Origin of the sequence: Oceanobacillus jeddahensis (assembly GCF_000750635.1) — a bacterium.
Classification (GTDB): Bacteria; Bacillota; Bacilli; order Bacillales; family Amphibacillaceae; genus Oceanobacillus; species Oceanobacillus jeddahense.
Genome location: NZ_CCDM010000003.1, coordinates 502832 through 517503, shown reverse-complemented (window position 1 = coordinate 517503; position 14672 = coordinate 502832). Strand labels below are relative to the sequence as shown.

Below are 14672 nucleotides of genomic sequence, written 5' to 3'. Positions count from 1 at the left end.
TTCCAAAAAGAGGTATTCCCTTTTTAGAATGTCACCATCAAGAAGACTCCCTTGGCATTACTTTTTTGTTGTTAAAAAAAATTGTTCGATGTAAATGGGGGAGTGACAATTGAAAAATAAAACACTTTTTTTAGTAGAGGTTGCTATCTTTACTGCACTTGCACTACTATTGGATATTTTACCAATAGGATTTAAGCTTTGGCCACAAGGAGGATCTGTTTCTTTTGCGATGATTCCTATCTTTATTGTTGCTTTTCGCTGGGGACTAAAGGGCGGTTTGTTATCAGGGTTCCTGTGGGGAGTGTTACAAGTGGCAACAGGTACGGCTTACATCTTACATCCGTTGCAAGGTATTATTGAATATGGATTAGCTTTTACTGTTGTTGGACTGGCCGGAGTGTTATCCAAACAAGTTATTGAAAGCATTAAAAAAAAGCAGATGAAGAAATCTTTTGTTTATATTTTAATTGGGGTATTCTTGGGATCAGCAGCGCGTTTTATTTGCCATTATATTGCTGGAATGATTTTCTTCGGTTCAGCAGTTGAAGGACAGCCAGCCTGGCTTTACTCTCTTATTTATAATTCGTCTTATATGATTCCATCTTTTATTTTAAGTTTAATTATTGTGTTTCTCCTGTTTTATAAACAGCCGAGAACATTAGTAGGAAAAATTTAAAGAAAAACTCCCTCACACAAAAACCTGTAGCAACGATTGCTTCAGGTTTTCTTATCCTTCATTTTGTTAAATTTTATTAACATTTGCTTATGGAATAGGCTATATAGGTGAATAATGGTAGAATAAAGAAAATAAAAGAATAGATAAATATACGTTCTCGTATTTTTATTCAGTAGAAAATTTTGTTAAAAGAAGGAATTTTTGTCTGTGAGAACGTATATATCAATAAGGGGGATTCGAAATGGGAAAACAAATTCTAATCGTGGATGATGAAGAGTCAATTGTTACATTATTAAAATACAATATTGAAAATGCTGGTTTTACTACTGATGTAGCATATGATGGAGAAGAAGCCTATCAGAAAGCCACAGAAAATAGTTATGAATTGATTATTTTAGATCTCATGCTGCCGAAATTCGATGGGATGGAGGTATGCAGAAAATTAAGAAAGAATGATATTGATATACCGATTCTAATGCTTACTGCGAAAGATGAAGAAATTGATAAGATACTGGGCCTGGAGCTGGGAGCCGACGATTATTTGACAAAACCATTTAGCCCGAAGGAAGTTATTGCCCGTGTAAAAGCAATTATCCGGAGAACACAACGTCCAGTAGAAAGCTATTATCAGGCGATCCGTATAAAAGACTTAACGATCTATCCGGAGCGTTATGAAGCAGAAATAAAAGAAGAATTAATTACTTTTACACGAAAAGAGTTTGAACTTCTATATTATTTGGCTAAACATAAAGGAAAGGTTATTTCCAGAGATCAATTGCTCAGCAGTGTGTGGGATTATGATTTTGTTGGAGATACGAGGATTGTAGATGTTCATGTAAGTCATTTACGCGATAAAATTGAACCCAATTCCAAAAAGCCTGTTTATATAAAAACAGTTCGTGGATTAGGTTATAAACTAGAGGAGCCGGTTTAAATGCAAATATTATTTTCCAAACCATTGTTTCCTAATATACTGGGTATCACGATTGTCCTGGTATTATCAGGGTGGTTAATGGTACAAGCAGAAGGAAACTGGATATTTATCACAGCTATCATTTTGGTAGAATTTTTAGTGATTTCTATCATTTTTATGCAATTTTATAATAAATATACACGACCGCTTAACAAAGCTTCAAAAACTGTCAATGAAATGATTAAGGGAAATTATTCTGCCCGTTTTAACAATAGTAACAGTGAAGAAATGGAGCAATTAAGTAAAAATATTAATAAATTAGCACGAAATATGAATGAAATTTCAATTCAGGAACAAATGCAATCAGAGCAATTAACTTCTATTATTGATAATATGAAAAATGGGCTTGCGCTTATAGACGAAAAGGGATATGTTCATCTGGTTAACCGGGGCTTCCTGGAAATGTTTCATGGAAAAGAAAAACAGTACCGTGGTCATTTATATTATGAAGTATTTGAAAATGAAGCAATGCACGATGTTGTTCAAAAAACATTTCTGTATGAACAGCCTGTTAAAGAACAATTTAAAAATAAGCGTGGTTTGAGCAAAAATTACATGGAAGTTATTGCTGCACCTATTTTTAATGACCATAATATGATTAAAGGTGCAGTACTAGTTATTTATGATATTACGGAATTAAAGCGTTTAGAAAAAATACGTAAAGACTTTGTTGCGAATGTTTCTCATGAGCTGCGCACACCAATAACTTCTATCCGCGGTTTTGCAGAAACCTTAAAGGAAAAACAGCATGATGAAAAAGCGGCAGCAGATTTTATTGATATTATTTTTAAGGAAAGTTACAGATTACAGTTGCTCATTGAAGATTTATTAGAACTTTCTCGTTTGGAAAGAGAAGGTTTTCAATTAGAGAAAGAAGATTTTAATGTTAAACAGATGATAGATGCTGTATTGCCATCATTGGAACAAAAAGCAGTGAAAAAAGATTTACATTTTACAACATCTATTTCCCCAGGTATTAACGTTTTTGCAGATTCTGAAAAATTGAAGCAAGTTATTATCAATCTTGTAGACAATGCAATTAACTATACGCCATCCGGTGGAAATGTTAGTTTAAATGTAGCTGAAGAAAAAAATCATGTTCATATTTCTATTAAGGATACGGGAATTGGAATCGAACAAAAAGCGATTTCAAGAGTATTTGAACGTTTTTACAGGGTCGATAAGGACAGAAGCCGAAATACAGGAGGAACTGGATTAGGCCTGGCTATTGTGAAGCATATCGTAGAAGTACATCAGGGAGAAATTGTTGTAGAAAGCGAAGTGAATAAAGGTACTGCTGTTCATGTATATATACCAAAAGATTAAGTCATCACCAGTCAGCCCTGGTGGTGACTTTTCTGCTTGCACTTTAAGTATAAAGAATTCAAGGAATAAAGTATAAGTGCAGTGCTTTTGATGGGGCGAGTAACCGCATTCCCAACTAAGGCATTCGAAAAAGGCTTAGTGAATGCCAAGTTTTCTTTAAAAAGTACAAATGAACCCTTGGAATACGGGGCGGCAGTTATATGATACATGTTTAACGGATATCCTTACTTAATAAGAGAACAGACGTATTATGCAGTTTTCTCCAAACATGATAAAATAAAGTTACTTATTAGATGAAAGATAAAGGAGACGGGATTATGACCAAAAAGTTAATTTTAATTGATGGTAATAGCGTTATTTATCGTGCTTTTTTTGCATTACCATTATTAAATAATGAGAAAGGCGTCTATACGAACGCGGTCTATGGTTTTACAACGATGCTGCTTCGAATTTTAGAAGAAGAGAAGCCGACACATATGCTTGTTGCTTTTGATGCAGGAAAAACAACATTTCGCCACCAAACTTATAAAGAATATAAAGGAGGACGCCAAAAAACCCCTCCCGAACTTTCTGAACAATTTCCTGTTTTAAAGGAGCTGCTCGATGCTTTTGATATTAAGCATTATCAATTGGATCAATATGAAGCAGATGATATTATTGGAACATTATCGAAGCAGGCAGATGACAAGGACTGGGAAGTTACGGTTATTTCAGGTGATAAAGATTTGCTGCAGCTTGTATCTGATCATGTCACAGTTAGTGTAACGAAAAAAGGCATTAGTGAAATTGAAAAATATACACCTTCGTATCTCCTTGAAAAAATGCAAGTAACCCCTGAACAAATAACCGATTTAAAAGGATTGATGGGGGATAGCTCAGATAATATTCCTGGCGTACCAGGAGTTGGCGAAAAAACAGCAACGAAACTATTAACACAATTTAAGACACTAGAGCAGGTATATGAGCATTTGGATGAAGTAAGTGGTAAAAAGTTAAAGGAAAATTTAACAACATACCAGGATGATGCATTGATGAGTAAAGATTTGGCAACAATTAACCGTGATTCCCCGATTGAGCTTAATCTTGATGAAGTTATCTACGAGGGTTATTCTACGGCTTCTGTCCGTAATCTGTTTATGGATTTAGGCTTCCAATCTCTGCTGACACGTATTGCTGGATCCGAGGAAGCGGAGGAAGAAACAGTAGAATATCAAGAAATTAAATATGACATCGTTGAAGAAATAACAGAAGCGATATTTTCGGATGAAGATGTACTCGTTGTAGAGATGTTAGGTGAAAATTATCATACTGCACAAATAGAAGGAATTGGTGTTGTAAATAAGAATAAAAAAAGCTTCATCCCTGCTTCTGTGGCGGCAGAATCTTCTGTTTTCAAGACATGGGCGGAAAACCCGAAGAAAAAGAAGATTGTATTTGATGCGAAACGAACAAAGGTTGCCTTATTGCGTAATGATATTCAAATAGAAGGGATTGTATTTGATGCTCTCCTTGCATCATATTTAATTAATCCCGCTGAAAATAATCATGATATTCCAGCTATTGCGAGCAGAAAAGGAAAATATGATGTATCTTTTGATGAAGAGGTTTATGGTAAAGGGGCTAAGCAAAAAGTGCCTGAAGAACCAATTCTTAGTGAGCATGTGGTTCGAAAAACAAATGTGCTGCTTGAATTATATCCAGAAATGGAAAATGAATTAGAAGAAAATGAACAGGCGAAGTTATTAAAGGAATTGGAAATGCCGCTTGCCCTGATTCTTGCGGAAATGGAGCACCAGGGTGTTTTAGTAGATGTGGATCATCTGAAAAAAATGGGTGATGACTTAAAGGAACGGCTTGCAACCTTGGAAAAAGAAGTATATGAATTGGCTGGTAAAGAATTTAATCTTAATTCACCAAAACAGCTTGGTCCGGTATTATTTGAGGATTTGGGACTCCCTGTAATTAAGAAAACAAAGACAGGCTACTCAACAGCAGCCGATGTGTTGGAACAGCTTGCTGATCAGCATGAAATCATTCCAAAACTGCTTTTATACCGTCAATTAGGAAAATTACAGTCAACCTATATTGAAGGTCTTCAAAAGGTTGTTCGTAAAGATACCCATAAAATTCATACCCGTTTTAATCAGGCTTTAACACAAACAGGCAGATTAAGCTCCGTAGATCCTAATTTGCAAAATATCCCGATTCGTCTGGAAGAAGGAAGAAAAATACGGGAAGCCTTTGTTCCATCTAAAAAAGGGTGGAAAATGTTTGCTGCGGATTATTCCCAAATCGAATTACGGGTGCTTGCTCATATCGCGAATGATGAGAAATTAAGTGCTGCCTTTAAAAATGATTTAGATATTCATACGCAGACAGCAATGGATGTATTTCATGTGGAAAGAGACGAGGTTACATCAAATATGCGCCGTCAAGCCAAGGCGGTAAACTTTGGTATTGTTTATGGAATAAGTGATTACGGGCTATCCCAAAACTTGGGAATTACACGGAAAGAAGCCAAACAATTCATTGAACGTTATTTTGATAGTTATCCAAGTGTAAAAGAATATATGGATGACATTGTTGTAGAAGCGAAACAAAAAGGCTACGTTTCTACTTTAATGAATCGTCGCCGTTATTTACCTGATATTACGAGCCGGAACTTTAATGTGCGTAGTTTTGCGGAAAGAACAGCAATGAACACACCTATTCAGGGGAGTGCGGCTGATATCATAAAAAAAGCAATGATTGATTTAGACCATCGAATGAAACAAGAAAAACTGCAAGCCAAGCTTTTATTACAAGTTCATGATGAATTAATTTTAGAAGCACCAGAAGATGAAATTGAAACCTTAAAAGAAATTGTTCCAGAGATGATGGAGAAGACTGTAGAGATTTCTGTACCGTTAAAAGTAGATTATTCTTATGGTGAAAGCTGGTTTGATGCAAAATAAGGGGAAGAGAGAATGCCGGAATTACCAGAAGTAGAAACAATTAAAGAAACATTAAAACTGCTTGTTCAAGGGAAAACGATTGAAAAAGTGGATGTGCTTTGGCCGAATATTATAAAACAGCCAGATGATGCAGAGATTTTTAAACATTTGCTAGAAGGGCAGACCTTTCAACAAATAAAAAGAAAAGGGAAGTTCTTACTATTTTATTTAGATGATTATGTACTTGTATCACACTTAAGAATGGAAGGCAAATATCGTTTGCATAAACCGGATGAGGAGATAGAAAAGCATACACATGTTGTTTTTCATTTAAAAGATAAAGAAACATTACATTATAATGATGTTCGTAAATTTGGAACGATGCATTTATTACCTAAAGGTAGTGAATTTATGCAAGCTCCCTTGGTCACACTTGGTCCTGAACCATTTGAGGAAGCTTTTACGACAGATTATTTTTACCAAAAGCTAAAAAGATCAACACGATTTATTAAAACGGCACTTTTGGATCAAAATCTTGTTACGGGACTTGGAAATATTTATGTTGACGAGACGCTATTCCGTTCCGGGATTCATCCGCTGACCAAGTGTAATGAACTGACAAAAAAAGAAGCGGATGCGATTCGATTTGCCGCTATAGAAACACTTCAAGAAGCGGTAAAAGCTGGCGGTACAACTATTCGGAGCTATGTGGACAGCCAGGGTAATATGGGGATGTTTCAACAGGTTTTATATGTTTACGGCCAGGATAAAAAACCGTGTAAAATATGCGGTGAAGAAATTATTAAAATGAAGGTTGGCGGACGGGGAACTCATCTATGTACTAAATGTCAGCCGCAAAAAGGTGAATGATTTATGAGTTTAGTAATTGGATTAACCGGGGGAATTGCCAGCGGGAAAAGCACAGTTGCAAAAATGTTTGCGGATTTAGATATTCCAGTTATTGATGCGGATGTGATAGCAAGAGAAGTAGTGGAACCGGGGGAAGCTTCTTATAAGCAAGTAGTCGACGTGTTTGGTAATGAAATTTTAAAGGAAGATGGTTCGATTGACCGCCCCAAACTTGGTTCTATTATTTTTTCAAATGAAGAAAAAAGAGAACAACTAAATCAAATTGTTCACCCGGCAGTTCGTAAACGAATGCTAAAGAAAAAAGAAGATTATCTGTCACAAGGGGAAAAGTGTGTAGTATTAGACATTCCTTTGCTGTTTGAAGGGAAGCTGACTTTCTTAGTAGACCAAACGCTGGTTGTTTTTGTGGATGAAAAAACGCAATTAAAACGTTTAATGGAAAGAAATCAGCTCAGTAAAGAGGAAGCGACTGACCGAATTACATCGCAAATGCCATTAACAGAAAAGGCAAGCCTGGCTGATGAAGTGATCGATAACAATCAATCCATTGAAGAAAGTAAAAAGCAATTACTTGATTTGCTGAAAAAATGGGAAGTCATTGAATAGCAAAAGATAATGAGACACCATCTAAGCTTTTAATAAAGTGAAGATGGTGTTTTTATAATATTACTCAACTTCCACACCTAAGAATAAGTATATATCTTGCTAATTCAGGGTGAACCTGTTCTTCATTACCATGCTTGCTTTTTGGTTACATATCTGGCCATTTTGGAATGAGTGATTGTGCATAGCTCCGCTCCGGCCAACCACTCCGCTTTCCGCCGCAGCGGTGACTTTACACTTCACCTTCTATTCTTTGTCAAGGGAGTTATCGAAGAAACGATCAACTCCTGTTTCTATGGAAATGAAGTAATTTTTTAAAGCGCAAAAATTGAGCAATATTAGATATTATACTTTCAAGGCGCTCGTCTCCTTAAAACGGTAACAAGCTTTTTCCAATGGAGGGAAACCAGATAAAAAGGAAATGTACATGAAATTATTACAAAAAATAATATAAAACATTTTTATATTTAATGACACACTTTTCTCCATATGTGTTATACTAATTACAACAAAAGATAAAAAGTATAACATTATCGGGAGGAATAAAGTGCTTATGGAGAAGACGCGTATTGCAATAACAGGTTTTGGTCGAATTGGCAGAATGGTTTTTCGTCAAGCAATGGAAGAGGAGCATTTAGATGTTGTAGCTATCAATGCCAGCTATCCATCGGAAACACTTGCTCATTTAATTAAATACGATAGTGTCCATGGCCCTTTTAAAGGGGATGTAAAAGCGCTGCCAAATAAGTTAATTGTTAATCGGAAAGAAATTATTTTAGTGAATTCCAGAGAACCTGAAAAATTGCCTTGGAAGGATCTTGACATTGATGTAGTTGTCGAGGCGACTGGTAAATTTAAAACAAAAGAGGAAGCAGGGCGCCATATACAGGCAGGAGCAAAAAAAGTAGTGATCACTGCTCCTGGGAAAGAAGTCGATAAGACAATTGTTATCGGTGTGAATGAAAATGATTATAACCCGGATGTTGACGATGTTATTTCAAATGCATCTTGTACGACAAATTGTTTAGCTCCTGTGGTCAAGGTAATTGATGATCACTTTACAATAAAGAACGGGTTAATGACAACCGTTCATGCATTTACAAACGATCAAAAGAATATTGATAATCCGCATAAAGACTTGCGCCGTGCAAGAAGCTGCACGCAGTCTATTATTCCAACAACGACTGGCGCTGCTAAAGCACTGGCAGAAGTAATGCCTCAGCTGAAAGGTAAACTGCATGGAATGGCTTTACGTGTGCCAACACCAAACGTATCTTTAGTAGACTTAGTGATTGATATTGAAGAAGATGTGACTGTAGAAGAAGTCAACGCATTATTTAAACAGGCAGCAGAAGGAAGTATGCAAGGAGTTATTCAATATTCAGATGAACCTTTAGTCTCCATTGATTATACAACAAGTACTTATTCCGCAACCATTGACGGGCTTTCAACCATTGTTATGGATAATAATAAATTAAAAATTATAGCCTGGTATGATAATGAATGGGGTTATTCGAAACGCGTTGTAGATTTAGTAACTTACGTAGGCTACAGATTAGAACAGAAAGTACGTCTAACATCATAAACAGAAGAAAACATCTCCGCGGGAATTTGGACAGAATTCCTGTGGAGATGTTTATTTCATTTATACTTTAAATTTCTGTGTCTCTTCTTGCAGTTCCTGGGCAGTTTCACTTAAGGAAGTGGCTACATGAGCCGTTGCAGATTGTTCTTCCATCGAAGCTGCAATGGTATCAATATTGCCGGACATAACTTGGGATCCGGTTGAAATCTCTGTAACAGACGCAGAAACTTGTTCTGCACTTGCGGAAAGCCCTTGAGAGGTTGCTGAGATTTCTTGAATTTGATGTGACATCCCATTAACAGCATCTGCAATAGATTCAAACGATGAACCGGCTTCGGTAATAACCTCTACTCCTTTTTGTACAGCGGGCAGGGCACTTTGCATCGCTTTCTCAACATTTTCTGTATCATTTTTAATTTCTGTTGTCAGCAGGCTAATAGAGCTGGCTGATTTTTTGGATTCCTCTGCAAGTTTACGTACTTCGTCTGCTACAACTGAAAATCCTTTCCCTTGCTCTCCTGCCCGGGCAGCTTCGATTGCAGCGTTTAACGCCAATAAGTTTGTTTGATCTGTGATGTCAGTAATCACTTTAGTGATATTTTCAATTTCTTCTGTTTGTTTTGCCAGTTTTAATACAAGCTCATTTACAGAAGCTGCTGATTCATTAATATGATTCATTTGCTGTTGTGCGTCGCCGATAACCTGTGTTCCATTCTGAGCCGCTTCACTTGTTTCACTGGAAGAAGAATGAAGCGATTGTGCTGCTTCCGCAATCCGTTGAACACCTTGAGCAGTTTCACCCATCGCAATAGAACTTTCATTCGCTGCATGCGACGCTGTTTGAGATGTCTCTGCTGTATCAGCCGCTTGCTTGGTGACTTCTTCCGTTGTCGCTGATGCTTCTTCCGCACTTGCAGAAAGCTCTTCCGATGAAGCACCTAATAGTTACCTAATTCCTTTATCGGTTATTTATAATTAATATGTAGCATATCTTTGTTGCTGTTTTGTGAATAAAATACTAATACTTATTTCTTATAATTCAGTTGTAATAAATCATAAAATTCTTTGGTGGATTAAAAAGATAATTATCAATGAAGATTCCTTGATGTAGATAAAAAGTATATAATTATTCAACTTTCGCACCTTAAAAAGAAACTTCATTTCCAAAAAAACAGGAGTTGATCGTTTCTTCGATAACTCCCTTGACAAAGAATAGAAGGTATAGTGTAAAATACCGCTACGGCGGACCGTTTTGCTTTCCTAGGGGCACGCTCTTCAGCTAACTTTTGCCAAGAAGAGCACTTGGCAAAAGTGGATCTTCAGATGGTGTTGATCCCTCAGGAGTCAAAACGGTCCGCCTCCGCTAGTAAAGTATTCTATACGTGAAATAGCTGAACAAATAAAAGGTAGATCAGACAGATCATATTTTTTATACTGCATGGTAAAAGTTCCGCCAAGATTACTTGCTGTGCATGAAAGCTATTCCTGATATTAGATATCCATGCTATCAAGATTGTTTGTACAGGCGACAGCTGCTGTTTCATCAAACTCATCAAAATGTTATTTCTTTTCAAGTTAGCTGAAGCCGTCTCCATGGAAAGCGGAGTGGTTGGCTGGAGCGGATCTATGCACAATCACCAATTCCAAAATGGCCGGATATTTAACCAAAAGCAAGCACAATAATGAAGAACATGATAAACCTGAAATAGCAAGATATATATGCTTATTATTTAAGTGAGAAAGTTGAGTAATTATTTTCTGCTGTTATGAAAGAATTTTTCTTCCTTTTTGGTAAAGTAGTTTAAATGGATAAATCATGTTAAAATAATAGATGCGTAGTATCGATGTATTTATATAAAAATTGAAATGATTATATTTATTTTTACGTCTAATTTTATAATTTATTTAGTTCATGGTTAAACACTATTGCCAGCGGCGGTTTTGACGGGACGGGCAACCGCAGAAATTTTACCGGGGAGATGAGCCCGGGACCCGTGGAAAGCGCAGTGTTTTTCCGGCGTGCTTGCTTAAACATAAAACTATATTTAAACTTATATAGGTTTAAAGGTCTGGAAGATTACGATAAAATGAGTACTTACCAGTTTCGTTTATTTTATTACGGAGAACCGCCCGTAAAACTGTCACTGAATGAAGTTTCTTTTTATAAAATATGGAATGATTAAAGGAAAAGAAAAATACTTTTTTTAATAGTGATAAATATAGGATGTGTATATAAATGTCAGCAGGGTATAAAATCAAACGTTTTTTTAGTAACCATGAAGAAACAAGTGATAATCATGTTCATTCAGATTTGAAAACCAGATATTATAAAGCAAGTAAGAATGCAGTCATTCAGGAATTAGAGAACTATTTTAATGCAAGCCCTGACTTTTCTATTCATGCTCGTTCGGAACAGCATGGAGAGATTAGTGCAACAAGCAAGCGCGGTAAGAAGGTTTTTATTATTGCTACGGTTATTATGGTCCGCCCTTACCAAACAGCGCTTGATTTTTCAGTGACAACAGAAACACCTATTCAAATAGACTTTGGTTATAGTAATCGAATTATTAAAAGAATTTATCAGCATGTAAATGAACAGCTGCCAGAAATTAAAGGTAAATAAGGAAGGAGTGAACGAAATGCGTTGTTCCAATTGTAATAATAAAAATACAAAAGTACTAGATTCTCGTCCGATAGAAGAGGGAGCAGCTATACGTAGACGTCGGGAATGTGAGAAGTGCGGATTTCGTTTTACCACTTTTGAACGGATTGAAGAAGTGCCACTCATTGTAGTGAAAAAAGACGGTATGCGTCAGGAATTCTCAAGAGAAAAATTGACAAGAGGGATTATCAGAGCTTGTGAGAAACGTCCAGTAGCGATCGAAACCATCGAAAATATTGCTTTAGAAGTAGAAAAGAATTTACGAAATACCGGAAATTCAGAGGTATCGAGTCATACAGTGGGTGAAATGGTTATGGAAAGACTGGCAGAAGTGGATGAAGTATCCTATGTCAGATTTGCTTCTGTATACCGCCAATTCAAAGATATAACTGTTTTCTTAGATGAGCTGAAAGAGATTATTAAGACAGATAAACAAACAGAGGAAGAATAAGAACAAAAAGGATGGGTTAGAATGAATGCAATCGGAAAAATTCTTCCTATTGATGGATATAATGTCGTTATGGACGAACAGCCTCCCATTGACTTTAATGCTTCTTTAACGCATCTTTATCAGCCGTTAATTGGAATCCAGGCGGTTTCTTTATATTATACATTATTCTATGAAGTGGACCATACGCAACAAATGCAGACACATCATACATTAATGACATATTTAAATCTGACGCTGGATGATATTTATCGTGCGCGTATAAAACTGGAGGCTATTGGTTTATTAAAAACTTATAAACGTAGAGATGATAATAGAGACTATTATACGTATAGTGTACAGTGTCCCTATTCGCCCAATCAATTTTTTAGAGAAGCAATGCTGTCTCAACTTTTATTACATCATATAGGAGAACAGAAATATAATGAGCTTTATACACGTTATGTAAAGGAGAGCTACCTTTATGGTGAAGAGGTCACGGCAGATTTCAATGAAGTGTTTGATACAATAATACCGTCGGCGCCTGCTGCTTTAAATGTAGAAAATAATAATCAAGATACGGAATCTGAATGGATGGATTTTTCCTGGATAGAACAATCGCTTCGTCAGCGGTTTATTCCAGTTGAAAAAGTTTTACACTCTGCAAATAAAAAACTCATTTACCAGATGAAAATACTGTATGATGCAGAGAGTGTAGAAATAGAAAAAGCACTTTTGTGGGCTCTTGATGAGGATAATCAATTGAATCAGGAAGAATTTAAATCAGCATGCCATGATATGTTTGTTTCCCGTAATAATGGACAGGCAATTCGTTTAAATGAAAAAACAGCAGCTGATCCTCAAATGTTAATGAAAAAGCCAAGTACAAAAGAAGAACAGTTGATTCATGAACTAGAGACCATTTCCCCCAAACAATTATTAGAGGACCTATCCGATGGAAATCATGCCTCTGAACAAGATATTAAAGTTGTTCGTGAAGTGATGACGAAGCAAGGTCTCCCATCTCCGGTCATGAATGTTTTAATTCATTATGTTCTGCTGCAATCAAATATGAAGCTGTCCAAAGCGTATATGGAAACTATTGCAGGGCACTGGTCAAGAGTTGGATTAAAAACGGCAAAAGATGCGATGAATTTTGCTAAACAGGAACAGGAAAAATATAAAGCTGCTAAAAATAAACCTAGGAAAACTAATAACTATAATAATAATTATAAGAAAGAGGTTGTTCCTGACTGGTTTAATGATCGGAAAAAGAAATCATCTAAAAGTAACACGGATACGAATGTAAGTGAAAAAGAGCAGCAGGAAATCGAGGCAAAGCTGCAAAAATATTTAAATGAAAGCTAAGTTATAAAGGAGGGATGATTGGTGAAACCGATACAATCAGAATTAAAAGCATGGATGGATAAAAATGAGAATTTCAAAACCAACTACACTAGAATTAAAAAAGAAATTCTAAGTGATCCCTCTATTCAATCTTTTTTGCATGAACATCCAGAACTAACGGATCAGGATATTGAAAAACATTTAATGCGACTGTATGAATATAAATCACAATCGAAACAATGTGATCGATGTGCTTCTTATGGAGAATGTCAGAATATGATTCCAGGTTACTCCCCCGTATTAAGTATGGATAAAAATGAAATTAGACTCAGCTATGAAAAATGCCATTCCCGTATTCAAGCAGAAGAACAGGAAGCACAGCAAAAGTTATTGCAAAGTCTTTATATGCCAAAAGAGATTTTAGAAGCAAAAATGTCGGAAGTGATTCAGGATAAGTCGAGAATTTCGGCAATTGGTGAAATTCTCAGCTTTTTAGAAGAAGCGAAAACAGGCTTACCAAAAAAAGGGTTGTACCTGCATGGCTCCTTTGGAGTTGGTAAAACATATCTATTAGGTGCGGTAGCAAATGAGCTAAAAAAGAGAAATTATTCCACTACATTGATTTACATGCCAGAGTTTGTTCGAGAAATAAAAGGCTCTTTTAAAGATGATTCGTTTAACCAAAAGATAGATTTCTTTAAAAAAGCAGATGTCTTAATGCTGGATGATATTGGAGCAGAATTACAATCAGCCTGGTTCCGGGATGAGGTACTTGGATCTGTTCTGCAATATCGTATGATGGAAGGCTTACCTGTCTTTTTCTCCTCCAACTTTGATTTAAACGAGTTGGAAAAAGAATTGGCAAGTACAAGAAATGGTGTGGAGGAAGTGAAAGCCGGGCGCATAATTGAGCGTATTAAACAAGTCAGCAAAGTCGTTAAAATGTCCGGAGAAAATAGAAGAGATGAATAGGTGAGTGTTTCTCACTATATAAATTGATTCGACCAAAAGATTTCCGTATCTGAACGGGAATCTTTTTTGATGATAGGAATGTATAAGAAAAACTACCGGTTATAATAGCTTTCATAAAAAACATTTCGTTGTCATCGTAATCATATTGTGATAACGATGGATAAACCTCTTCTAATTTGCTAAAAAGGGTTTCCAATGATGAAAAATAGGGTTGCTTTCGTTTTTCTCTTATACTAAGCGATTCAAATTTACTAGTCTGACTAGTTTAAGCATGTTTATATAAACTTGTCCATATAAT

The 14672-nt window shown here is 36.1% G+C and carries 13 protein-coding genes; 12 read left to right on the top strand and 1 reads right to left on the bottom strand.

What is annotated here, in order from left to right; genetic code table 11:
- The first annotated feature begins 109 nt into the window (after positions 1-109).
- The 7 genes from thiT (at position 110) to BN986_RS15805 (ending at position 8966) form a co-directional block, all read left to right on the top strand.
- On the top strand, positions 110-676 hold the full coding sequence (thiT, locus tag BN986_RS15835; RefSeq protein WP_040981832.1) for an energy-coupled thiamine transporter ThiT: 567 nt from the start codon (positions 110-112) through the stop codon (positions 674-676).
- A 241-nt stretch (positions 677-917) separates the two neighbouring features.
- Complete coding sequence (locus BN986_RS15830) at positions 918-1610, top strand: response regulator transcription factor (protein WP_040981830.1); 693 nt, start codon at positions 918-920, stop codon at positions 1608-1610.
- Complete coding sequence (pnpS, locus tag BN986_RS15825) at positions 1611-2975, top strand: two-component system histidine kinase PnpS (protein WP_040981828.1); 1365 nt, start codon at positions 1611-1613, stop codon at positions 2973-2975.
- Between the two features lie 317 nt (positions 2976-3292).
- Complete coding sequence (gene polA, locus BN986_RS15820) at positions 3293-5929, top strand: DNA polymerase I (RefSeq protein WP_040981826.1); 2637 nt, start codon at positions 3293-3295, stop codon at positions 5927-5929.
- A gap of 12 nt (positions 5930-5941) precedes the next feature.
- On the top strand, positions 5942-6778 hold the full coding sequence (mutM, locus tag BN986_RS15815) for a DNA-formamidopyrimidine glycosylase (protein ID WP_040981824.1): 837 nt from the start codon (positions 5942-5944) through the stop codon (positions 6776-6778).
- Positions 6779-6781: 3 nt separating this feature from the next.
- Positions 6782-7384 carry a dephospho-CoA kinase gene (gene coaE / locus BN986_RS15810; RefSeq protein ID WP_040981822.1) on the top strand — a complete coding sequence of 201 codons (603 nt, stop codon included), beginning with the start codon at positions 6782-6784 and terminating at the stop codon, positions 7382-7384.
- 550 nt (positions 7385-7934) lie between these two features.
- On the top strand, positions 7935-8966 hold the full coding sequence (locus tag BN986_RS15805) for a glyceraldehyde-3-phosphate dehydrogenase (protein WP_040982222.1): 1032 nt from the start codon (positions 7935-7937) through the stop codon (positions 8964-8966).
- Positions 8967-9026: 60 nt separating this feature from the next.
- On the opposite strand, the gene BN986_RS15800 is transcribed toward BN986_RS15805, so the two are convergent.
- A complete protein-coding gene (locus BN986_RS15800; RefSeq protein WP_052400833.1) occupies positions 9027-9770 on the bottom strand; it encodes a methyl-accepting chemotaxis protein in 744 nt (247 codons plus the stop codon).
- Between the two features lie 753 nt (positions 9771-10523).
- Here BN986_RS15800 and BN986_RS27905 point away from each other — a divergent pair.
- The 5 genes from BN986_RS27905 (at position 10524) to dnaI (ending at position 14374) form a co-directional block, all read left to right on the top strand.
- A complete protein-coding gene (locus BN986_RS27905) occupies positions 10524-10649 on the top strand; it encodes a hypothetical protein (RefSeq protein WP_262362471.1) in 126 nt (41 codons plus the stop codon).
- A gap of 553 nt (positions 10650-11202) precedes the next feature.
- Positions 11203-11589 carry a cytosolic protein gene (locus BN986_RS15795; protein ID WP_040981820.1) on the top strand — a complete coding sequence of 129 codons (387 nt, stop codon included), beginning with the start codon at positions 11203-11205 and terminating at the stop codon, positions 11587-11589.
- 16 nt (positions 11590-11605) lie between these two features.
- Positions 11606-12079: a transcriptional regulator NrdR gene (gene nrdR, locus BN986_RS15790; RefSeq protein ID WP_040981818.1), complete on the top strand. Its 474-nt coding sequence runs from the start codon at positions 11606-11608 to the stop codon at positions 12077-12079.
- A 21-nt stretch (positions 12080-12100) separates the two neighbouring features.
- Positions 12101-13423, top strand: coding sequence for a replication initiation and membrane attachment family protein (locus tag BN986_RS15785; protein WP_040981816.1), 1323 nt, complete (start codon positions 12101-12103; stop codon positions 13421-13423).
- Positions 13424-13444: 21 nt separating this feature from the next.
- Positions 13445-14374 (top strand): primosomal protein DnaI, encoded by a 930-nt coding sequence (gene dnaI / locus BN986_RS15780; protein WP_040981814.1) that lies wholly within the window; start codon positions 13445-13447, stop codon positions 14372-14374.
- Positions 14375-14672 lie beyond the last annotated feature (298 nt).